17 protein-coding genes and 2 pseudogenes are annotated in these 22,647 nt (G+C 51.2%); 13 read left to right on the top strand and 6 right to left on the bottom strand.

Features of this window, described 5'->3' with window-relative positions; translation table 11 throughout:
• The first annotated feature begins 274 nt into the window (after positions 1-274).
• Complete coding sequence (locus tag K0T92_RS12650; protein ID WP_219872830.1) at positions 275-5,665, top strand: invasin domain 3-containing protein; 5,391 nt, start codon at positions 275-277, stop codon at positions 5,663-5,665.
• Between the two features lie 497 nt (positions 5,666-6,162).
• Entirely contained in the window at positions 6,163-6,858 is a 696-nt protein-coding gene (rluF, locus tag K0T92_RS12645) for a 23S rRNA pseudouridine(2604) synthase RluF (protein WP_219872829.1), read from the top strand.
• Positions 6,859-7,076: 218 nt separating this feature from the next.
• On the opposite strand, the gene motB is transcribed toward rluF, so the two are convergent.
• Together motB and motA are read right to left on the bottom strand one after the other, a co-directional pair.
• Entirely contained in the window at positions 7,077-7,901 is an 825-nt protein-coding gene (motB, locus tag K0T92_RS12640; protein WP_343223702.1) for a flagellar motor protein MotB, read from the bottom strand.
• Positions 7,882-8,685 carry a flagellar motor stator protein MotA gene (motA, locus tag K0T92_RS12635; protein WP_219872827.1) on the bottom strand — a complete coding sequence of 268 codons (804 nt, stop codon included), beginning with the start codon at positions 8,683-8,685 and terminating at the stop codon, positions 7,882-7,884. The genes motB and motA overlap by 20 nt, the downstream gene beginning before the upstream one ends.
• A gap of 279 nt (positions 8,686-8,964) precedes the next feature.
• On the opposite strand from motA, the gene K0T92_RS12630 reads away from it, so the two are divergent.
• The 3 genes from K0T92_RS12630 to K0T92_RS12620 all read left to right on the top strand — a co-directional run bounded on the left by K0T92_RS12630 (position 8,965) and on the right by K0T92_RS12620 (position 10,957).
• Positions 8,965-9,258, top strand: coding sequence for a hypothetical protein (locus K0T92_RS12630; protein WP_219872826.1), 294 nt, complete (start codon positions 8,965-8,967; stop codon positions 9,256-9,258).
• Positions 9,259-9,283: 25 nt separating this feature from the next.
• Entirely contained in the window at positions 9,284-9,589 is a 306-nt protein-coding gene (locus K0T92_RS12625) for a 4a-hydroxytetrahydrobiopterin dehydratase (protein ID WP_219872825.1), read from the top strand.
• Positions 9,590-9,709: 120 nt separating this feature from the next.
• The gene (locus tag K0T92_RS12620; RefSeq protein ID WP_219872824.1) at positions 9,710-10,957 is read left to right on the top strand and encodes an EAL domain-containing protein; all 1,248 of its coding nucleotides are present in this window, start codon (positions 9,710-9,712) and stop codon (positions 10,955-10,957) included.
• A 61-nt stretch (positions 10,958-11,018) separates the two neighbouring features.
• On the opposite strand, the gene K0T92_RS12615 is transcribed toward K0T92_RS12620, so the two are convergent.
• Entirely contained in the window at positions 11,019-11,207 is a 189-nt protein-coding gene (locus K0T92_RS12615) for a DUF378 domain-containing protein (RefSeq protein WP_343223703.1), read from the bottom strand.
• 105 nt (positions 11,208-11,312) lie between these two features.
• A complete protein-coding gene (locus K0T92_RS12610; protein ID WP_219872823.1) occupies positions 11,313-11,822 on the bottom strand; it encodes a GNAT family N-acetyltransferase in 510 nt (169 codons plus the stop codon).
• A gap of 367 nt (positions 11,823-12,189) precedes the next feature.
• On the opposite strand from K0T92_RS12610, the gene K0T92_RS12605 reads away from it, so the two are divergent.
• The gene (locus K0T92_RS12605; protein ID WP_219872865.1) at positions 12,190-13,053 is read left to right on the top strand and encodes a sulfurtransferase; all 864 of its coding nucleotides are present in this window, start codon (positions 12,190-12,192) and stop codon (positions 13,051-13,053) included.
• Between the two features lie 376 nt (positions 13,054-13,429).
• On the opposite strand, the gene K0T92_RS12600 is transcribed toward K0T92_RS12605, so the two are convergent.
• Positions 13,430-14,296, bottom strand: a complete 867-nt coding sequence (locus K0T92_RS12600; RefSeq protein ID WP_219872822.1) for a helix-turn-helix transcriptional regulator — start codon at positions 14,294-14,296, stop codon at positions 13,430-13,432.
• Between the two features lie 137 nt (positions 14,297-14,433).
• Between K0T92_RS12600 and K0T92_RS12595 the strand changes: the two genes are divergently transcribed.
• The 6 genes and pseudogenes from K0T92_RS12595 to K0T92_RS12570 all read left to right on the top strand — a co-directional run bounded on the left by K0T92_RS12595 (position 14,434) and on the right by K0T92_RS12570 (position 19,013).
• On the top strand, positions 14,434-15,081 hold the full coding sequence (locus tag K0T92_RS12595) for a hypothetical protein (protein WP_246628114.1): 648 nt from the start codon (positions 14,434-14,436) through the stop codon (positions 15,079-15,081).
• 24 nt (positions 15,082-15,105) lie between these two features.
• A pseudogene (locus tag K0T92_RS12590) lies at positions 15,106-15,297 on the top strand (rhodanese-like domain-containing protein); the annotation flags it as partial.
• A 543-nt stretch (positions 15,298-15,840) separates the two neighbouring features.
• Positions 15,841-16,754 (top strand): annotated as a pseudogene (locus K0T92_RS12585) (phosphotransferase).
• A gap of 176 nt (positions 16,755-16,930) precedes the next feature.
• Positions 16,931-17,560, top strand: a complete 630-nt coding sequence (locus K0T92_RS12580; protein WP_219872820.1) for a TetR/AcrR family transcriptional regulator — start codon at positions 16,931-16,933, stop codon at positions 17,558-17,560.
• Complete coding sequence (locus K0T92_RS12575) at positions 17,502-17,762, top strand: DUF2197 domain-containing protein (protein WP_425517653.1); 261 nt, start codon at positions 17,502-17,504, stop codon at positions 17,760-17,762. The genes K0T92_RS12580 and K0T92_RS12575 overlap by 59 nt, the downstream gene beginning before the upstream one ends.
• Positions 17,763-18,062: 300 nt before the next feature.
• A complete protein-coding gene (locus K0T92_RS12570) occupies positions 18,063-19,013 on the top strand; it encodes an RNA polymerase sigma factor (RefSeq protein ID WP_219872818.1) in 951 nt (316 codons plus the stop codon).
• Positions 19,014-19,111: 98 nt separating this feature from the next.
• On the opposite strand, the gene K0T92_RS12565 is transcribed toward K0T92_RS12570, so the two are convergent.
• Entirely contained in the window at positions 19,112-21,187 is a 2,076-nt protein-coding gene (locus tag K0T92_RS12565) for a serine hydrolase domain-containing protein (protein ID WP_219872817.1), read from the bottom strand.
• Between the two features lie 255 nt (positions 21,188-21,442).
• On the opposite strand from K0T92_RS12565, the gene K0T92_RS12560 reads away from it, so the two are divergent.
• The gene (locus K0T92_RS12560; RefSeq protein WP_219872816.1) at positions 21,443-22,141 is read left to right on the top strand and encodes a CTP synthase C-terminal region-related (seleno)protein; all 699 of its coding nucleotides are present in this window, start codon (positions 21,443-21,445) and stop codon (positions 22,139-22,141) included.
• The last annotated feature ends 506 nt before the right edge of the window (positions 22,142-22,647 follow it).

Raw genomic sequence — 22,647 nt, 5'->3', positions numbered from 1 at the left:
TCTGATGTCAATTTCCTAAGTCTTGCATTCTATTGTAATGGAATTTACTGAAGCCAACCAGCAGTTCATCACAATTGCAAATGTAGTTTACATATTATCCTATATTTTATAGGGTGTAGTGGATATTAGTGCATTTTTATGCTTTATAGCAAGGAAGATACTCCTTTATAGGTATGGAGAGATGAAGGGATTTATCTTACTCTTAACATGACTTTAGTAACGGGATTGAATACGAGAGGTTTATAACATCGTAAGCAGAAAACGGAGGATAAGCATGAAAGGTTTGAAGCGATGGGTTGCAATGGTTCTTATAGCGATGGTTACTTTAGGAATGCCAACCGGGGGTGGTGTATTTGCTACAGGTCCAGCCGTGCTGGATCAAGAGCAGGCAGTTACAGCTGGAAATGTATTTTTTAACGCTGATTATTCGCGCTTCCAGACATTTACCCCGGCAATTACCGGAAATCTTAGCCAAATCGATCTCAATATTGACGGAAGCGTTGGCTCCCCCGGCCTCATTAAGGTGAGCCTCTATAAGGAAGGAGATTTATCGACACCGCTTGCTACGGCGCTGTCGGCGGGGCAAAGCGCAGGCTGGGTTCCGATCGATTTCTCCGGAACACTGCCTTACTTAAAGAGGGAAACGATGTATCGGATGGTTGTCTCCACAGAATATGGAGGAGTCTCTAATGGCTATGCGTGGTACATGAGCGGTGGCAATGTGTACACTAGAGGGTCCTCGTCAGCTTTTGGCCACGATTTCTCGTTCAGAACGTACATGATTGGGGATTACTCTACCTCTCCGTCAGAAAGCTTGGTTTCCCGCGCCCATTCCAGTCTTGTTGCAGATGGAGTCAGCCAGACGACGATCAGCGTGAAGCTGAAGGATGCGCAAGGTACTGATCTGACGACCGGAGGAGCGACGGTAACCATCTTATCGACACTAGGCACAGTGGGTGTGGTGACGGATCATAACAATGGTACCTACACCGCGACATTGACGGCTCCGGTGACGGTGGGCACAGCGGCGATCAGCGCATATGTCAGCGGGATTCCGATAACAGCGACGACTAGCGTCCAGTTCGTGCCAGGTGCGCCGTCCCCGGCGACCAGTACGGTTGAAGCGGGCGTTGCAGCGCTGACCGCTGATGGGACGAGCCAGACAACGGTCAGCGTGAAGCTGAAGGACGCGCAGGGCAATAATTTGACGACTGGAGGAGCAGCGGTCGCAATCGCATCAACGCTGGGTACGGTGGGTGCGGTGACGAACCACAACAACGGCACCTATACGGCGACATTGACGGCTCCGGTGACGGTAGGTTCGGGGACGATCAGTGCAAGTGTAGGCGGCAGTACGCTAGCGGCGACAGCGAGCGTTCAGTTCGTGCCGGGTGCATCGTCTCCGGTGACCAGTACGATTGAAGCGGGCGATGCAGCGCTGGCTGCTGATGGGACGAGCCAGACAACGGTCAGCGTGAAGCTGAAGGACGCACAGGGCAATGCTCTGACGACCGGAGGAGCAGCGGTTACAATCGCATCGACGCTAGGCGCGGTGGGTGCTGTGACGGATCATAACAACGGCACCTATACAGCGACATTGACGGCTCCGGTGACGGTAGGCACCGGGACGATCAGCGCAAGTGTAGGCGGCAGTGCGCTAGCGGCGACAGCGAGCGTTCAGTTCGTACCTGGAGCACCGTCTCCGGCGACTAGTACGGTTGAAACGGGCGTTGCAGCTCTGACCGCAGACGGAACGAGCCAGACGACGGTCAGCGTGAAGCTGAAGGACGCGCAGGGCAATGCTCTGACGACCGGAGGAGCAACGGTAGTAATTGTATCAACGCTAGGTACTGTCGGCGCTGTGACGGATCACAATAACGGCACCTATACAGCGACATTGACGGCTCCAGTGACGGTAGGTGCCGGGACGATCAGTGCAAGTGTAGGCGGCAGTACGCTAGCAGCGACAGCGAGCGTTCAGTTCGTACCTGGAGCACCGTCTCCGGCGACCAGTACGGTTGAAACGGGCGATGCAGCTCTGACCGCAGACGGAACGAGCCAGACGACGGTCAGCGTGAAGCTGAAGGATGCGCAGGGCAATGCTCTGACGACCGGAGGAGCAACGGTAGTAATTGTATCAACGCTAGGTACTGTCGGCGCTGTGACGGATCACAATAACGGCACCTATACAGCGACATTGACGGCTCCAGTGACGGTAGGTGCCGGGACGATCAGTGCAAGTGTAGGCGGCAGTGAGATAACAGCGACGACTAGCGTCCAGTTCGTGCCGGGTGCATCGTCTCCGGTGACCAGTACGGTTGAAACGGGCGATGCAGCCCTGACTGCTGACGGAACGAGCCAGACGACGGTCAGCGTGAAGCTGAAGGACGTGCAGGGCAATGCCCTGACGACCGGAGGGTCGACGGTAGTAATCGCATCGACGCTAGGTGCGGTCGGCGCCGTGACGGATCATAACAACGGCACCTATACGGCGACGCTGACGGCTCCGGTGACGGTAGGTTCCGGGACGATCAGTGCAAGTGTAGGCGGCAGTACGCTAGCAGCGACAGCCAGCGTTCAGTTCGTGCCAGGTGCATCGTCCGCAGCGACCAGCACGCTGACAGTGGACGAAGCTGTCCTGACCGCTGACGGAACGAGCCAGACGACGGTCAGCGTGAAGCTGAAGGACGCGCAGGGCAATAATTTGACGACCGGAGGAGCAGCGGTCGCAATCGCATCGACGCTAGGCGCGGTCGGTGCTGTGACGGATCATAACAACGGCACCTATACAGCGACATTGACGGCTCCGGTGACGGTAGGCACCGGGACGATCAGCGCAAGTGTAGGCGGCAGTACACTAGCGGCGACAGCCAGCGTTCAGTTCGTGCCGGGTGCATCGTCCGCGGCGACCAGCACGCTGACAGTGGACGAAGCTGTCCTGACCGCAGACGGAACGAGCCAGATGACGGTCAGCGTGAAGCTGAAGGACGCACAGGGCAATGATCTGACGACCGGAGGAGCAACGGTAGTAATCGCCTCGACGCTAGGCGCGGTGGGTACGGTGACGGATCACAACAACGGGACCTACACGGCGATGCTGACGGCTCCGGTGACGGTAGGAACCGGGACGATCAGTGCAAGTGTAGGCGGTAGTACGCTAGCGGCGACAACCAGCGTCCAGTTTGCCCCTGGGGTGCCGTCCTCGGCGACTAGTACGCTAACAGTCGGTGACGCTACACTGACCGCTGACGGGAAGAGCCAGACGACGGTCAGCGTGAAGCTGAAGGACGCACAGGGCAATGACTTGACGATTGGAGGAGCGACGGTCGTAATCGGTTCGACGCTAGGCGCGGTGGGTGCGGTGACAGACCATAACAACGGGACCTACACGGCGACGCTGACGGCTCCGGTGACGATAGGGACTGCGGCGATCAGCGCAAGTATTGGCGGCAGTGCAATAGGACAAATGTCCAGCGTTCAGTTCGTGCCGGGAGAGGTGAGTGCATCCCGCTCTGCCGTTACTGCGACTGACCTGGTTGTACGCGCGGATGGCAGCAGCAAGGCTTCGATCTTCGTGAAGCTCAAGGACGACTATGACCATCCGCTCATCGGCAAACGGGTGCAGCTTCAAGCTAATGGCGGACGATCGGTAATCGATACGGTGTATGGATTGACGAATGCCGAAGGTATGGCTGCATTTGCGGTGAGCAATACAGCGGCGGAGAAAGTGACTTACTTCGCTAAGGAAGAAGCCAGTGGCCTTTCGTTGGATCAAACGGTGGATATTGCGTTTACATACGACCAGCCTCCGGTAATCCGCCTGCAAGCCGATCCTGTCGGCCCAACCTTCGGAAGCGTGACCGTCTCAGTAACGGCATCGGTATACGGCGAATTCAACAGCGTTTCTGCGATGAAATGGGCAGCGGGCAGCCGCCCGATCTCGTATTTTGATACGCAAGGCGCGGCTATGACAGATCATTTTACTGTACAAGAGAACGGGATTTATTCCGTTTATGCGGCAGATGCGGCGGGCAATGCGAACGTTAGCATGATCGAGGTGCAGAACATCGTTCCTCTGAGCAGTGATTCGAGCTTGAGCGGCTGGCAGCTCTCAGGAGCGGGCGGGATGGTGAAGTTCGATTTTGATCCGGGGACAACGAGCTATTCGGCAGCGGCGGGCCATTCGGTATATGGCTTGAAAATGCTGCTGGCCACCTCTAATGCTTACTCTATTGTCCGTGTGAACGGCTTGCAGGTAACCAGCAATTCGTTCACAGATGAATATGCACTTGCAACGGGCAAGAACACGTTCGAGGTCAGTGTCACAGCGCAGGACGGTTCTGTTAAAAAATACACGCTGGAAGTGATTCGTGCAGCTGCAAGCGCTAATTCAGATCCAATCAGCCCGCCCGGCGACTCATCCGCCAGCAATTGGCTTGCAATGCGGATAAATGATAGGGAGGTATCTGGCATTTCCTCCTTCCAAAGAGATGCGAGTGGAGCAAGTTCCATCGATGTTCTATTGAATCGGGATACCCTGATAAAGGTGCTGGAGTCAACCTCTGCTGCGACGGATTGGAATCTCTCGGTTGCGATTGAGAATGAGGCGGATACAATCATTCTGCGGCTTTCAGGTGAAGCTGTAGCGCTTCTTGCCGAGAAGACGGCAGCCATTACTTTGAAGACCAAGCATGGCCAATATCGCTTGCCTCTAGCTGAAATTGCAAACCAGGGGCATGATTGGACGAATGGCGGGGAAGCTCAAATAACAATCGAGCAAGGCAGCGGTGAAGCAAGCCCTGACTTGCAGGAAGCGGCGGATAAAGGCGGTTTCCGGTTGGTGGGAGATCCGGTTCATTTTACTGTCAATGTGGTGCGTAATGGCGAGAGCAGAGAGATTGCCAGCTTCAGCCGTTATGTGGAGCGGGTGATATACTTGCCCAAGGATGCTGCCGGAACGGCCTCAACGGCTGTGGTGTGGGATCGGAAGCTTGGTGTACACCCGGTGCCGACGGAGTTTACTGAAGTGGATGGGCATCAGGCTGCCGTTATTCGAAGTCTTACGAACAGCACTTATGTACTGGTATCCCGAACACCCCAATTAACAGACATTCAAGGACATTGGGCAGCAGCCGAAATCGAAGGCATGAATCGGAGAATGATCGTAAATGGCGTAGATGGCAGCCGATTCGCTCCCGAGGCTGTTATTACTCGGGCTGAGCTTGCTGCCCTGCTTGCAAGAGCGCTTGGTCTGCCGGGAGGCGGAGAAGACGCAGCCTTCCGGGACGTCAGCGAGTCGAGCTGGTATAGCGGCGCCATTGCAGCAGTTAAAGCGTACGGGATCATAGATGGGTTCAAGGATGGAACATTCGGGCCCAATCGGGAGGTATCACGGCAAGAAGCGATTGTCATGATCATTCGGGCGCTGCGACTGGCGAATGCTGCGACGGCAGCAAGCTCTGAGGAAGCACAAGCGGATCTGGACGTCTTCGCCGACCGCAATCAAATCGGGGTCTGGGCGAGCGATGCGATACGGACAGCGATTGCCGAGGGCCTGGTGAAGGGATATGGTGACGAGCTGCGTCCGCGAGAGTCATTAACTCGTGCAGAGACGACCGTGCTTATTCACCGGATGCTGCTCAAAGCAGGATTAATCGATAGTTAGCCCTTGAATGGGGACTGTCCGAAAGGTCCAATATCCAATGAGTCAGCCCCAAATGAGGTAAAAAGATGCCGCGAAAACCACTAAAAAGAGGGATTGGAAGCAACACCCCCTTCTCCAAGTGGTTTGAAGTCAGAGTGTCGGAGTAAGAAGCCTGCGAATGCGCATGAATTTCGGTTTGCAAAACGCTATAATGGTAAAATTCCTGCGATCATGCATGCATTTGAGAAAAAATCGACCGTTAAGGGGTAGCGGAGGTGAAATGCCTGCACTCTGGCAGGCATTTCACCTTCATGGGGTCAGAAACGAGGAAAAAACTGCAGTTTCGCATGTTTCGCCTAGCTCGCCTCTCGTTTGTCTCGGCGTTTGAATGACGGATCGTCCTCTGGCGAGGAGCTGCGGCCGTTTCTTCTTCCAGGTGAATAAGGTATAATACTGTCACGAAACAGTATTCTCGCTTGCTTGGATGCGATGCGAATGCTATGGGGTGAAAGGGTCAATTGCGAATTAATAAATTCATCAGTGAAACAGGTTATTGCTCCAGAAGAGAAGCGGATAAGCTCGTTGAGGGCGGACGGGTTATGATCAACGGCAAGCCGGCCGAGCTTGGCAGTCAGGCTGAGCTTGGCGATGATGTCCGCATCGACGGCAAGCGTATTGGCGAGCAGAAGGAGCATGTCTATATCGCGCTGAACAAGCCAGTCGGGATTACAAGCACAACAGAGTCGCATATTCGCGGCAACATCGTCGATTATGTCGGCCATGAAGAACGGATCTTCCCCATTGGCCGGTTGGACAAGGACTCGGAAGGCCTGATTCTGCTTACGAATGACGGAGATATTGTGAACCGGATTTTGCGGGCGGAAGGCAGGCATGAGAAGGAGTACGTCGTTACGGTCAATCGATCTGTTACAGCCCCGTTCTTGAAAGGCATGAGCGAGGGTGTCCGCATACTTGGCAGCATGACGCTTCCCTGCAAGATAACGAAGGAAGGCGACCGTGTGTTCCGCATCATTCTTACGGAAGGGAAGAATCGCCAAATCCGGCGGATGTGCTCCGCTTTCGGGTTCCAGGTTGTCAAGCTGCGCCGCATCCGTATAATGAATATTCATCTCGGCGACCTTAGAATGGGCAAGTGGCGCGATCTGACGAAGGGCGAGATGTCCGAGCTGTTCGCTACGTTGGACAGCCACTGACGAATCTACTGGACAGTCAATGACTACGCTGAACAGCCGATCAGCGGGGCTGCTGGCAGTACGACTTTCCCGGGAAATAGCCGATGAAACAGAGGCTGTCCCGCTTTTCGAGTGAGATTCGATTAAAAAAAGGAACCTTCATCTCCACTTGTATAGTGGGTTTGAAGGTTCCTTTGCTTTTTTAAGGGATTCGTTTCGCAGGTCTGCGGCGCAGGGTATTACTGCTTAGGAGTGGCTGTAATTTGCTGTGCCTTCTCCGGATCGGCATATCTGCGGATGATGGACACCTCGACACGCCGGTTCTTCGCACGGCCTACCGTGGTATCATTCGTAGCTACAGGGCGGTACTCGCCGTGGCCGATGGCGCTGAACAGCTTGGGATCATGCTTGGAATTGGTCAGCAGAATCTCCATGAAATTCAGTGCCCGCTGGAAGCTGAGCTCCCAGTTGTTGCGGAATTCCCGGTTGGAGATCGGCTGATCATCAGTATGTCCGGAGACGACAATCTCATATTCCGGATATTTCTTCAGCATGTTAGCAATTGCTCCAGCTAATTCCCGTGAATTGGCCTTCAGGCTGGCGCTTCCTGATGGGAACAGCGCGTTGTCGCTGATGGTCAGCATCAGCTGGGACTGATTGAGCTTCGTGTTCAGCTGAGTGGTTAAGCCGTTAGACTTAATATATTGATCGATCTGCTTCTTCAGCTTCTCCAGATCTTCCTGTTCCTTCTGCATGAGAGCCTGCCGCTGCTTGTCATTGTCTTTGTTCTCCTCGTCGGAGGACTTTCTGCGGGTCTCATTGTCCTTCTCCATCTGTTGGCCCGTTTCGACAATCGTCGTATTCTCAAGGACGCCTACGCCTGTGTTGAAGGCAATGCTGAAGGCTTTGCTCATATCCTCGAATTTCTTGCTGTCTACGGAGCTCATGGCATAGAGAACGATGAATAGGGCAAGCAGAAGAGTAAGCAAGTCGGCATAAGGGATGAGCCACGTTTCGTCAGCGTGTTCTTCGTGGTGTTCGGATCTATGCCTCTTTTTGCTCACCGCCCTCCGCTCCCTTCTCATTCATTTTCAACCGTTCTGTCGGGGTCAGGAAGACGGACAGCTTCTGGTTGATCGCAATCGTGGATACACCGGACTGGATGGAGAGCAAGCCTTCCACCATCATAAGGCGAATGTCCACTTCACGCTTGGAAAGACGCTTGAGCTTGTTGGCGATTGGATGCCATAGCACGTAACCGGTAAAGATACCAAGGAGTGTTGCGACGAATGCGGCAGCTATCGCATGAGCGAGCTTCTCCATGTCACTCATATCGGCAAGTGCAGCGATAAGTCCGATAACGGCACCGAGGACCCCCAGTGTAGGCGCGTACATACCGGCCTGGGAGAAGATTAGCGCCCCGGCGCGGTGGCGGTCTTCAGTAGCAGCGATATCTTCAAGCAGTACGTCACGAACGAGGTCGTGATCATTGCCGTCTATAATCATGCGCATTCCGTTGCGCAGGAACGCATCTTCAATCTCATCGACCTGTGTTTCAAGAGCAAGCAGCCCTTCACGGCGGGTAATCGTTGCCCATTCCATGAACAGGGCGATCAGCTTCTCGCGGGGAATTAACTGCTGCTGAACGAAAATCATTTTGATCAGCTTGGGGAATTTGGCGAGCTCAGACATCGGAAACCCTATGAATAGCGATGCAGCGGTTCCGATGAGAATAATAACGTAAGCTGCCGGCGCATTCAGACTGCTAAGAGACGCTCCCTTGAGCACCATCCCGACCAGAACTGCAACGAGTCCGAGTCCGATACCAATGTAAGTCGATTTTTCCATGACACACCTCGTCTAATAGATATATTAATAATAATGAAGCGATGAGCCGGCGATGGCCGTTCATACCCCCTAGTGCGGGCGACAATAAATCGACAGCTGATGTGTCGAGGCGACAATAAAAAGGTATTTTCGACAATACCATACTATATTAATTATCGTCAAAAACGAAAAGTAGATTAGAGCAAAATGGATGTTTTAACGAAAACGTTAATTTTAATTGGAAATCGTGTAGAATAATGCGTAAAAGTGCTTTATTGATGCGAAAGGTGGCAGCTGGCGATGGGTGTTAAGCATGCGAGGGAATATGAAGAAATATTGGCTGAATTGACGGAAGCGATCCATGCGATCGGTGATGGCTATACATTTTTTGATATGGGGCCGGAGGATTGGGCAGCGCTGTCTGCGCCAGAGCAAAAGGAATTGATGCAGACGCTGGCCGACGACCTGTTCTTCGGGCTGGGCGAGGATGCCGTGATTGAGGTAGGCAGCGGAACGATCACGTACCGTCCTAAGCACCACTGCATCGAGGTATCGGTGGATGGCACGGAAAGCCGCATTATACGACTCGTCTGACCAATAATAGGAAGGAGATGAGGGTATGGCCAAGCTGGAACGCATGACAACAGAGGCTGCCAATGAAGCGATTGCCTCACTGGATGGCTGGGTGCGGGAGGATGACAAATGGATGGCGGGAAGCTACCGCTTCGCTTCTTTCCCCGATGCGATTGCATTCGTGGGCAGAATTGCTGACATAGCAGAGGAGCTGAAGCATCACCCGTTTATCGGCATTGATTATAGGAAGGTTACGCTGCGGCTGACGACCTGGGATTCGGGAGGATTGACGGAATTGGATATGCAATCCGCCGAGCGCTACAATGCGTCCTATCGCACATTTGTCGGGTAAGGGAAGGAATAAGTTGGGAATACGCGCTCTTTACAACAATTCGACACTACTTTACAATAGGAAGCAACTCTAATGTAAGGTAAACTAACATGAAAATCACGTAGGGAGCGCGAATGCGTTATGGGACTATCTAGTCGAGTGTGGTCACAGTATGAGAGCGGAACGAGTCAATTAATGCCTTATTATCAACCTGTATTGGCTCTGGATACGAGGCGGATCATGGGTTATGAGGCGCTTGGCCGTATTCAGACGAGTGAGGGCGTTCGCAGTCTGGGGCCTTTCTTCGAGGATAAGACTGTACCGATGGCGGAGCAGATTCGTGTGGACAGGCTGCTTAGGGAGAAGGCGATGGCCAAGCTGGCAGCATCGGATAACGGAGCTTACCCGCCGATGCTTTTTCTCAATTTGAAGCCTTCCTGGATCTATCAGACGTATTCCGAGACTGGCGAGCTGCCGACGCTTCGATTGTTGGATAAATACGGCATAGACCCGAGAAGAATTGTAATTGAAATTACGGAGGAAGCGTTCCTTGGATCGATGGAGCAGCTGAGAATGGTGGTGGATCTCTACCGGCAGGAAGGCTGCTCCATCGCGATTGACGATGTGGGCAGCGGCTTCAGCAATATGGACCGCATCGCTCAGATCCAGCCGAATCTATTGAAGCTGGATATTCATCTGCTGCAGGAGAGCGAAGGCCATATCGGCTATTATGGGGTGGTCCGTTCGTTCTCCACCTTAGCGGAGCAGATCGGCGCTTCACTGCTTGTTGAGGGTGTAGAGACGGAGCAGGATCTGCAGCGGGCGATCGAGATCGGCGCCAGATATGTGCAGGGCTACTTGTTCTCGCCTGCGGAGCCGGAGTTCCGGCCGTCCTTCTACTATGCTTCATTAATTGAAGCGGGACTTGAGCGGCGGCGCTCCCGAATGATTAGCTCAGAGCGGTATTGGAGTGTGGAAGCGGAGAAGCTGCGGCTCGTTGTCGAGACGTCCTGGAGAAAGTCCTTGGTCGATCAGGAATGCGAGACGCAGGAGGCGGCGGATACTTTCATCGAGGGGCTGCTGCCGGGGCTGGAATCATCCTGTATTCGCGTCTATTGGTGCCGGGAGGATGGCATCCAGATGTCCTCTAATTATCGCCGTGAGAGCAATGGTGTCTGGTGCAGAGAGGCGGCATTCTGCGGCTCGAACTGGAGCTGGCGGCCATATTTTATCCCGATCTCGGTAGAGATGGAGGGCGGTGCGAGAGCTTTCGTCTCCCGCACGTATACGGATCTTAATTCACTTGACCGCATTCGCACGGTATCGGTGCCGGTGGGCGAGCATGGCATTATGTTCGTCGATATAATTGACCCTGAGGGGGAGAGATGATGAACTGCAATAGAGAAGCCCGCCTGGCGCAATGATGCGCACGGACGGGCTTCTTGGTTAATTAGTCCTCGGCGTTGACTTTACTGAGGAAGGTTAGTGCATACAGTGCAGACAGCCCGACGATAATGTAGACGATTTTGGCGCCGACGGTATCCGAGCCGTCGAAAATTTTTGAAACCAGATCCCACTCGAAAAGACCGATCGATAGCCAGTTCAACCCTCCTAGAATAAGAATGAGCAAGCTGACAATGTTCAGGGTTTTGATAGGGACTCGCCTCCTTCAAGAGTTCAATCCTATCGTAAGCAATTTGCTTGCTTATCGACTCCCTATACGGATATGCGGCGAGCGGAGGATTTAGTACGCTGTAGGAAGATAGGACATACAGTGCACCTCGATGGAGCCGCCTGTGCCTGCTGTCCGTTCATAAGTATCTGTAATGGTGAAGCCGGCCTTCTGATAGGTGCGGATCGCACGGATGTTCCAGACATGAACCTCCAGATCGATCTCATCCCCCGGCGCCCGGCGCAGCGCTTCGCCGACAATCGTTTGCACGAACGGCAGTCCCAGTCCCAATCCGCATAGATCAGGGCGCAGCCCCAGTCCAAGGCGGACCACGCCCAGCAGCGAGAAGAACTGTGCGAAGCCGATAAACAGCCCCTCTTCGTTCAGAACAGCGGTATACTGCCGATTGCGGATGTCGGGATCGCCGAATTCCAGGCCGAGCTGCTGCATGACCTCCCATGACGACCAATTGTAGAAATCGAATGGCGGCTCGTACCGCCAGCGGGATAATTGTTCGGCTAGTGCCGAATCAAGCGGTACAACGGAGAAACGGGATGAGTTCGGGGCGGGTGCAACGGTCATGGCAGAGCTCCTTTTCCGTGTTCCTGTCGGTATGATGCATAGGACGAGTGTATAATATTCTATTCGGAAAAAAAAGCCGGGAATATGAGGTTCAAAATTAAGATCCCTGCTTGCCAGAAGAGGAGAAGACAGCAGAGGGCCGGAGGATTCTGGAGACACGGCGGTGGTCGCCTTTAAAGCCCGGTTCCAACCGTAAACCTCCATCAAAACCGTGCTTTAACAGCGAGCGGAAGAACCCCTCTGTACCAATGGGGCGCAGGACTCAGCGGGGACCGCTTTTTAGTCGTGCGGGGCTGCTTTTTTGTTGCGGGGGATTTTGCTACTATAAGGATATGATTAATCTGAAATGATGAGAGGGGCACGGATGATGAGTATTGCTGTAACGCCAGCCTGGCTGGCTGATCGCTTGAATGAGGATGGGGTTCGCATCGTCGACTGCCGGTTTCTTCTGCAGGACGCCAGCGCCGGTGAGAAGGCGTATGAGGAAGCGCACATTCCAGGTGCTGTCTACATGCATCTGGATCGGGATTTGTCCGCGCCCAAGCGGGAGGATGGCAGCGGCGGCCGCCACCCGCTGCCGGATGCGGCGGTATTCGCCGCGACGCTGGGGCGCGCCGGGATCGGCAACGGGACGCATGTCGTTGCCTATGATGATCAAGGCGGGGCGATGGCCGGCCGCCTTGTCTGGCTGCTGCGCTGGCTCGGCCATGACGGCGGCGCATCGCTGTTGGACGGCGGCTTTGCCGCATGGCAAGCGGCCGGGTATCCGGTGACGGCGGCGCGGCCTGCGGTCGCCGCCGCTGTGTTCGAGGCGCGTGTACAAGCAGGGCTTGTTGTACACGCGGATGACGTCCGCGCGCGCCTGGGGCAAGCGGGCGTGGTGTTGGTTGACTCGCGCGAAGCGCCGCGCTACCGCGGCGAGGTCGAGCCGATTGATGCCAAGGCCGGGCATATTCCGGGCGCGATCAATCGGTTCTGGAAGGACAGCCTCGCGTCCGACGGAACTTTGCTGCCCGCCGATGCGCAGCAGGCGCGGTTCGCAGACCTGTCGCAGGAAGACGAGATTATCGTCTACTGCGGATCAGGTGTCACCGCCTGCCCGAACGTGTTCGCGCTGGAAGCAGCCGGGTTCCGCAATGTGAAGCTTTATGCGGGGAGCTGGAGCGATTGGATCTCGTATGAGGGGAATCCGGTTGCGGTTGGGGACGAGGCGAAGGCGAGAAACGAATAGTAGTATTAACTCGATGAATACATCGCCTCGCGGCTTTTCAGCCGCGGCGATGTATTTTTTTATGCCTCTAAGTCAACAAGGAGTCAACAATCGTTCTCTGAAGTGCTTACAGGAAGCCCTAAACCGAGCGCTTGCTCGGCTGGAAGGCCTTTGGTATTGTAGGGTTCTTCCTACCGAATCAACAACAAGAAGCCTCTCGAGAATCGATCAACATTGATTCAACAATCGTTTGAACAATAAAGGGGGAAAATCAGTAGCACTGCTTGATCTGGTCGTTACCATAGTCATAGCGTTTAACCAAAAGAAATAGACCGTTCCCCAGCAAGGAATACGGTCTATTTCTAATTTCATATCCAAAACCGACTCTGATGAGCCTTCAAATCTCCTCGTCCATAGCCAGCTTTTTAATTGGCGCATAGACGTGATAGGCCGAATCGAGATTGTGAATATCATCAAAAACTTGAATGAGTTCAATGGTTGTGTCCTCTGTTTCTTGCCTTGAAATCTTCAGAAAACGGGCATAATCGCTCTTTAGAACATCCCCAATGTCAAGAATATCTCCAAAGTATGTGAATCTGGCACAAAAAAGCTGCGGCACATCTACCGTAAAATAAAACGGCTCATCTATGTTCACTACCTGTGGAATCCCGAATAATACCTTGAAACGGGTGGAATTGGGTTGGCAGTTCGAATAAATCACATAACACGATCCGTTCACGTTCTTATCCAAACGATCAAGCAGCATGTTGGCATGGGAACGGATCCTCGACTTGTAATCGCCGGCCAAATCGACTTCAAAGGCGATGCCGCTCACCTTAATGGTTTCTATCTGCGTGAGGCTAAAATCCGCAACAATATCGCCGTTTAAGTTTTTAAGGGGCCTTTTCACGACCGAAGGAGGAGGTTCTAACGGTATAGGGAATTTTGCTGCTCTAAACACGCGTGGAGATACGCCGTACTGACGTTTGAAAGCTCGGGTAAAAGAGGCTTGTGAGCCAAAGCTTAGCTGATAGGCGATGTCTGTAAGCGACAATTTGTTGTTTTGAATCAGGCTCAGGGACGCATTTAACCTTCGTGATAAGATGTAGTGACTTAACGAACACCCCATCATAGCGGAGAAAAGTCTGTGGAAATAGTACTTGGACATATGAAAGGAATCGGCTATGTCGTCCAGCGACAAGGGTTGGTGCAAATGGTCCTCGACATACAGAAGAGTATTCGAGATAAATTGATGATGGTCCATACTCGCTCCTTCATTAGGGCTTTTGGCTGTATTTAGTTAAGTTCTATAATACAGCAAGAATTGAAAAGAAAATATCGCTCATTCTTGATAATCTGATGCCATACCAAAGAAAAGAAATGCGAATGGAGGCAGCAGAGATGAATGGGAAAGTAACGACAGCGGAGCTTATCCGTTGTTCAGGCGTATTCGCGATAGGGGCTGGCATGCTCTATATCATCATCCAGTTGATTCACCCGTCAGAGCAAATCTCTTCAGTCAACACAAATTCATGGATGCTTGTTGCTTGGTTAACGATGGGAATGTCCTTGTTTAGCCTAATAGGTCTTTCAGGAATCTACTTACGACAAGTGAAAGAAGCAGGTTGGCTGGGCTTGATCGGATTCTTCATTTTTAGTCTGTTTTGGATCCTCTCTATGGCTTTTAGCTTCGTTGAAGCCGCTGTATTGCCCTTGATTACAACCAGCGCTCCCCAGTATGTTGAGGGGGTGGTAGGAGTTTTTGGCGGAACCGCCAGCGAGGCTGATCTAGGTGTCCTGCCCATCCTGGCGCCGATAGCGGGAGTGATGTATGCGCTAGGCGGATTACTGTTTGGCATCTCGTTATTCCGCGCAGGCGTTGTGCCGCGTTCGGCAGCTGCTCTGCTTGCCTTTGGCGCGGTGGTAACATTTGCCGCCGCCATTATTCCTCATCCGCTCGACCGAATTTTGGCAGTCCCGATGGGGCTGGCGTTCATATGGCTGGGATATCGGCAAGTCATCGATTTGTTAAGAGGACGGCACTCATAGTATCCTACTGGTCGTCGGCCATTCCCGGTCGCGATCAACCGCTTCTGGAAGGACGGCCTTGCGGAGTCGGGCGCTTGGAAGGATGCCGAGGCGCAAGCCGAACGGTTCGCCGACTTGGACCGCGAGCGCGAGCTGATCGTCTACTGCGGCTCAGGCGTCACCGCGACTCCGAACGTTATTGCGCTGAAAGAAGCGGGATTTACGAAGGTGCGGATGTAAGCGGGAAGCTGGAGCGATTGGATTTCGTGAGCAACACATAGTCCCGGAAGCCTGTGTAGTATATTCACGGTCGCGGGAGACAAACCCTTCGCGGTGTTGTACTGGCGAACGTGGTCGGCGGTCAGTTCTTCAAGCTTGAGCGCCGGATACTGTTCGACCAGCCAACGTTGCAAGTAGCGGTAGTGGCTTTCGTGGTCGCTCAGCGTCCGAGGCTTCAAGCCTTCATTCTTCTTGGCGCGGAGAAACAGGACGAAGTAATAATCGAGTGGATGGTGCAAGGTGATCACGGCGGAATCGTTCGCGGGTTGCTGTTGCCGTGGACATATGAATACCTCCTCTTAAAATGGATGCAAAAAAGCCGCCAAAGGCTGGCGGCAACGAATCGGTTCATATACAATTGTTTTAAAATCTGGAAATCTAAGAGAACAAGGTATCTACGTATTATTTGAGGAAAGGCTGTTGCGCTAACGGGCAGTTATGCGTAACTTTCAGGGAATGTAAACGTCTAAATAAAGTAAGGAACGAGGAGGCAGACATTTCATGGGAGGAATGAATGTATGGGATGCGGAGTGGGAGGTTAACGAAGAGCAGGCGCGGACGCTGATCGGCAGACAATTCCCTCAGCTGTCATCGAAGCAAGTGAAGCGATTGGGCTGGGGCTGGGACAATACGGTTTTTCTCATCGGTGACGAGTACGTGTTCCGGTTTCCAAGAAGAACGATTGCAGTTGGCTCGATTCGTATGGAAGGGAAGCTGCTGCCGAAGCTGGAGCATATATGACCATCCCCTATCCGAAACCGTTGTTTTATGGCGAAGCAAGTGACGAATACCCGGCACCATTTCTTGGCTATGCCTACGTGCCAGGAGATTTCCCCATCGGTTTGACGGAAGAACGCCGGGCTTTATCGGCAGAGACGCTGGCGAAATTTTTGCGGAGATTGCATGAGTTTCCGGTGCAGGCGGCGCTGAAGTGCGGAGTTCAGCAAGATCATCGAAGCTTGACGGACATAGCATCGCGCAAAGTGAAATTGGAGGGCTTTCTATCGAAGGTGGTTGAACACTTGTCGCCGGATGAGTCCGGTGTGATCGAAGCGTATATTAGCAGGCTGCAAACGGACCGTGTCGAGACGGTGAATGCACTGCTACATGGCGATCTTCATTTCAAAAATATGCTTGTGAATGAGAACGGGATCGTTTCCGGCATCATTGATTGGGGCGATCTGAGCGTAGGCCATCCGGCTTGCGATTTGAGCGTTGCTTACAGCTTTTTACCACCTTACGCTCGCGGCGTGTTTTTCGAAACTTACGGAGGAGCGGACGAGGAAACGAAGCTGCTGGCGCGGCTGATCGCGGTATACATCCCCGTACTGATCTTGATGCAAGCGGTCGATGACGGGAATGAAGCGATTGCGGCAGAGGCGAAATCCAACATCATGCGAGCACTGTCGGATTAGGCTCATTATGGTGCATGGTGACCGCAGCGGAAGTCAGCCGTTCGTATTATTTGAGGAAAGGCCGTTAAGCTAGCGGGAGGTTAGTTCTACAAAGGGGTTCAAAAACCATTTAGATAGTATTCACCTAAATGGTTTTTTTGTTTGATTTTTTTGTACGATTGTACTAAAATAAAAATATGAGTATAAAAAATAAAACAACCAACCAAAGAGAAATGTCGTTCATCGAAAAAGCCCGTAGAGCTCAAATTGTAGAATGTGCGATTGAGACAATCGCAGAAGTAGGTTACACTCAAGCCTCTTTAGGAGAAATTGCGAAACGTGCAAAAATCAGCAAGGGGGTCATTTCTTATCACTTTGCAAATAAAGAGGAATTATTGGAGCAAATAACTATCGAATACTATATAGCTTGGCAATCATACATTGCTCCACGAATAGAAGCTCAAAAATCTCCTAAAGAAATGCTTCGAGTGTATATTGAATCCAATCTTGCATTTGTAGCTGAAAATAGGCAGCATGTTTTCGCTGTTATAGAATTGGTTTCTAAAAACATAACTGCTGATGGTAAACTTCAGTTTTCAGCAGACCATGATGAAGCTGTTTTAGTTCCAATTGAAAATATTCTCGCCCTAGGGGTGCAAGAAGGGCTTTTTCGGAAATTTACCAAATCATCGGCAAGGGTGATGGCGTTAACAATAAGAAATGCCATTGACGGGTTCACCATGGAATTAATGAGAAAGCCTCATTTAGATGTTCAGGAATATACGAGAGAACTGGTTACAATCTTCGACATATCAACTAAGAAGTGATGTGTCACTAAGGGGGTTACCAATGTTTTACTATGATGTACTTTGTTATATTTGTAAAAAAACATTCAGGGTATACGAAGGATCACTAAAATATAAACAAGCTAAGGAAAGAAAGGTTAAGTTTTTTTGTTGCGAAGATTGTGCTGATAAAATACGCTTTGAAGCAATTTTGAATTTTATGCATGGGATTAATCGTTTTTAATTTTTGATTTTCTCAACGATTATCGTCAAATATGGCACTAAAACGCCGTGGCAACAGTTAACAGCCTGCCAACAACCATTCAACAACTTGCAAACAACAACGGAAAGACGTATAGCAGTACACAAGCTTCGAATACATCGCCATGTGGTTTATATGCCCCGGCGATGTATTTTTATGCCTCGAAGTCAACAGGGATCGTACTGAGCCATACACAAGTTAGGAAACAAATTTTGTCTTCGGTGATCCGTTTACCCTCTTTTTCTCGTTATTGTAAATAAGAAAACTATGGGGAGGAAATAAATGCATACCAATGAACTGGAACAGTTGGAGAATTCCACTAGAGAGTTGCAGCGCAAATTTAATGAGGTTATAGCACCTTATCGCGAAGCGTTGTGGCGCTACTGCATGCTGTTGACCAAGTCACCATGGGACGCGGAAGATCTCATGCAAGAAACACTATTGAAAGCGTTCGCTTCTCTTGCCCAGTTGTTCCAACCTATATATCCTAAGCCATATCTTTTTCGAATCGCCAGTAATACGTGGATCGACCAGTGCAGAAAGAGAAGCCCGGTGCAAGTTCCATTAGACAATGAGGAGATGATGGAAACGGGAAATTCGCGCAAGGAAGAAGTAATCGAAGCAATGGAGATTCTATTGGACGCATTGCCGCCTCGCCAAGTGGTTATCATTCTGCTCATCGATGTATTCGATTTTACGATTAAAGAAGCAGCAAGTCTTTTATCCACAACGGATGCCACTGTAAAATCGGCGCTCCAACGTGCAAGGCAGCATCTTCGGTCGGCAAATGCCCGTTCCGTACGGCAAGATGAGTACCCACATGATCAAACGAAAATCCACCACGAATTGTTAGACCGTTTCATCGAATATTACAATCGACGGGATGCCGCGGCGCTATGCAGCCTTATGGACGAGAACATCACCGAAGAGGATGGTTCCGTTTTCCGCGTTTACGGAAGAGATCAGATGGTAAAATCCTGTTTGGCAGATTGGCAGAAGGAGCCCCGCGTTCTTGAGTCAAGGCGTCAAACCTTATGGGGTAAAGACGTCGTTGTCGTATTGCATCACTATGAAAGGGATGCGTATTTACATAGCATCATGCATTTAAGTGTAGAAGACGAAAAAATCGTAAAGTGGCAGGATTATTATTTTTCGAAAGAACTGCTAGAGCAAGCATCCAGAGAACTTCAAGTGCCGCTTGATCGTGAAAAGAATTTATTCGAGAATATATGATATGAAGTCCAAACTTGCCATTGTTTGAGGAGGGGAAATTGTCTTGAAAAATCTAAGGGGAGCCCTCCGAGCTAGTCGGAAGAACTCCCCTTCATTCCTTATTTCAATGTAATTTCAAACTTCGATCCGGCTTTGCCCGCGAACATGATGGTGCCTTTATTGGGCAGTACGGTCGTATTGTCCGGGCTGACGACACCGAAATCCACGATCATTCCGTTCTCGTTGTATACGGCATACGAGCCTTCGGAAGGCGGTTTGACCTTCATCGTCTTGCCGGCGGCTCGGTCCGGAATCGAGTACCACTTCGCATAACCGCTAGCCGGAATCGTCGTCGAGGAGGTCTTGCCCCAATAGATCGGCTTCAAGGTGTCCTCGCTCACGAGCAAGCTGCCCCCGAGCTTAAGATACTCGATGCCGTCCTGCTTATAGAAATTGAGCTCATCGGAGTCCCTGCCGCCCATAGTCGGGATCTGAAGGTCGGCGGCCGCCGTAGTTGGTCCCGTAATTTTTTTATCTACTACGTAACCGGGTGCTTCTTTAAACAATTGAATTTGTATGGATGAGGTCAGCATAAAGGCGACGGAAGTATATTTCTCGTTAATTGGATAATAGCGTTTACCGTCTCGTTCTACCCAGGCGGCCAACGTTTCCTTGGAGACGTTATTGGGCTCAAGCTTCTCGGCGGCATACTGCGACAAGGCCAACTGGCCGAGTCCAGGCAGGGAGAGGTATTGCCGAGTCCAAATGTAGGTGCGGCCGTTCTGCTCCTTAATGAGGTTGATCTTCGTGTTTCCGTCCGCGCTTATGAATGAGCCGTCCTTCGAATACGTGTACTTTTCGGTCGGATAATTCGGCACTTGCGGAGTGTTAATCGACATTGCCCCATCCGCAGAGATGTCGATCTTAAGCAACTGATTCGTTGCGCCGTAGATCCCCGCAAAGTCGAGCAATTCCTTCGGCATGTCGGCTTTAACCGGCTTTCCGTACGATTTCTCGGCCTTGATCTCGTCGATCTCGCCTTTCTCCTTCAATGCATGAAGTAGAATTTCCTTCGCCAGCAGCTCATTGGTCGTACTGGAGCCTCCTGAAGAAAGAACGGCTGCAGCCATATTCTTGTCGGGTAGAACGACCAGCGACGCATGATACAGAATTGTATCTCCGCCCTTGACCAGCGCTTGAATGCCGTAGTCCCCAAACGGGAACAGGTCGACACTGTCCCAGCCTAATCCATAATTGACCGATGTATCGGCATCTTTAGGCCAGAAGCCTTTCTTGTACTCTGCTTGAGCCATCGCATCTACCGAATTGGAGGATAGGATGCCTTCGGTTTGTTTCGTGAAAATCTGCGAGAATCGAACTAAGTCCTCCGCGGTAGAATAGATTCCTCCTGTCCCAATGGCGTTAACCGTCTCGTTCGGCAGCTGATTCTGAAAGCCGGGGAGGTAAAGTCCCGCCATCGCGGAGACGTTCAAGCGATCCTGAGACGTTTGCGTATTCGGCATGCCCAGCGGATTGGTAAAAGACTGATGGATATAGGTCGTGTAATCCATGCCGCTGACTCTCTCTATCATAATTTCTGCTAGAGTAAAACAATCATTGCAATAGACCGAATAAGCCCCTGGATCGGCTTTCAATTTTTGTTCAGCCAGTTGTTTCAGAAACGTATCGTGCACGTAAGTATCGTTATCCGCGAACAAGAAAGCATTTGTCAGCGACGACCCGGCAAATCCGGCGGAATGGTTCAGCAGCATGCGGGGCGTAATTTTCTTGTAGCGCTCGTCTAGCATCGTAAAATCCGTTACGTAATTCACGACGGGCTGATCCAGATCGATATGGCCCGCGTCCACCAGCTTCATCACGGCTGCTGCGGTGAACATTTTGCTTGTAGAGCCGATACCGTACATGGTGTTCGCGGTTAGCGGCTTCTTCCCGGCTTTATCGTTGATTCCGGATTGACCGGAGACGATAATCTTTCCTTGATCGATTAGTGCGTATTGAACGCTTGTCGTGCCATATTGTCCAGTCAGTAGTTCCGCTTTCTCGGATGCGGTCTTAAGCGTATCCTCGTATGCCAGCGATTTCTCGCTTGCGCCGGCCGCCATCACGCCTGATGGCGCGAACATCGTTAACGTTAGTGTCAGAACAAATAGCCAGTACAATTTTCTTTTTTTCATGATTGCCTCCTTTGGGTTAGTCTAAAGCTAATACGGGAAAGGTCCCCCTAAAGTTCCTTAATTTTCTAAACGGACTGTGACGTTTCCCTACCATATTACATGCTTTACCACACGTGTTTGGATGAATAGCTGATCATTCTTGTGACGGATAACGTTTGCAACCAGTTCCAGAATGATTGACAATTTTATCAACGGCGGTTAGTATCGATTTATCACTTTACCATGGTAGAGCAATAAAGAATAAGGAGGGTTTTTGTGAAAATAGGCATTATAGGTGAATTTAATCCGGCTTTTATACCGCACACAGCAACCAACCAAGCGATTGTGCATTCATGTACGCAGCTAGATGTTTCCATAGAAACAGAATGGATATCAACTGAGAACGCAGAGCATGATTTTGATAGTATGATCTCCCGTTGTAATGGGTTCTGGATTGCTCCCGGAAGTCCATATAGAAGCATGAAGGGGGCACTGAATGTCATTGAATATGCAAGAAAAAACGGCCGTCCTCTGCTGGGGACATGTGGGGGATATCAGCATGTTGTTATAGAGTTTGCTCGAAATGTATTGCAAATCGATGATGCAGACCATGCTGAATACGATCCTTACGCATCTAAATTAGTGATTAGCAAGCTTGCCTGCTCGTTAGTAGGGCAAAGATTAGACGTTCTTCTGCATAATAAGCAATCCATCGTTTATAAAATCTTTCGGAAGGAGCGAATAGCCGAGAATTATTACTGTAATTTTGGATTAAACCCAGATTATCAGAAGGTATTAGATGATAATGGATTAAAGACTGTAGGAGTGGATGAGAACGGAGAGTCGCGAATTGTTGAATTGCAAGATCACCCCTTTTTCATAAGCACCTTGTTCGTGCCTCAATCCCGATCTACTCAAGAGAGTCCACATCCATTAGTCTCGTCGTTTATTCAGCATGTAATTAACACCAGATAGCTGCGTCAAAAACACAGGTTCGACATTGTGCAAACAACACGGATGCAATTCGAACTGGCTCCGGAAAATAGAGAAGCCATCGCGTCATTTCATTTTGTCGCTGTACGCCGTTTGGGATACCTGATGCGGTGGATTCACTTGAATGGACAAGAACTGTCGTACCGCGACAGAAGCACCGCCAACGCTAACTGGCAGGATAACGGAATACAAAGGCGCTACACCCCCGCCCATCCACTCAATCAGGGATTCGACGATCTTATCTAGATAAGTCCTGACATTCTCAGCCACATTCATGGCTCCCTGCAGATTCGTATGCTCGGCCGAGGCGAAGGCTTGAGACAAATGAGGTGCAAGCTAGGCAAACATGCGAAACCGCAGTTTTTGTCTCGTTTCTGACCTGATAAAGGTGAAATGCCTGCCAGAGTGCAGGCATTTCACCTCTGCTACCCCTTAACGGTCGATTTTTTTCTCCCATTCATGCATGATCGCAGGCATTTTTACCATGA

It is taken from the genome of Paenibacillus oenotherae (assembly GCF_019443105.1).
Classification (GTDB): domain Bacteria; phylum Bacillota; class Bacilli; order Paenibacillales; family Paenibacillaceae; genus Paenibacillus_Z; species Paenibacillus_Z oenotherae.
The sequence above is the reverse complement of the archived record's forward strand: the minus strand, read 5'-3'. Positions and strand labels throughout refer to the sequence as shown.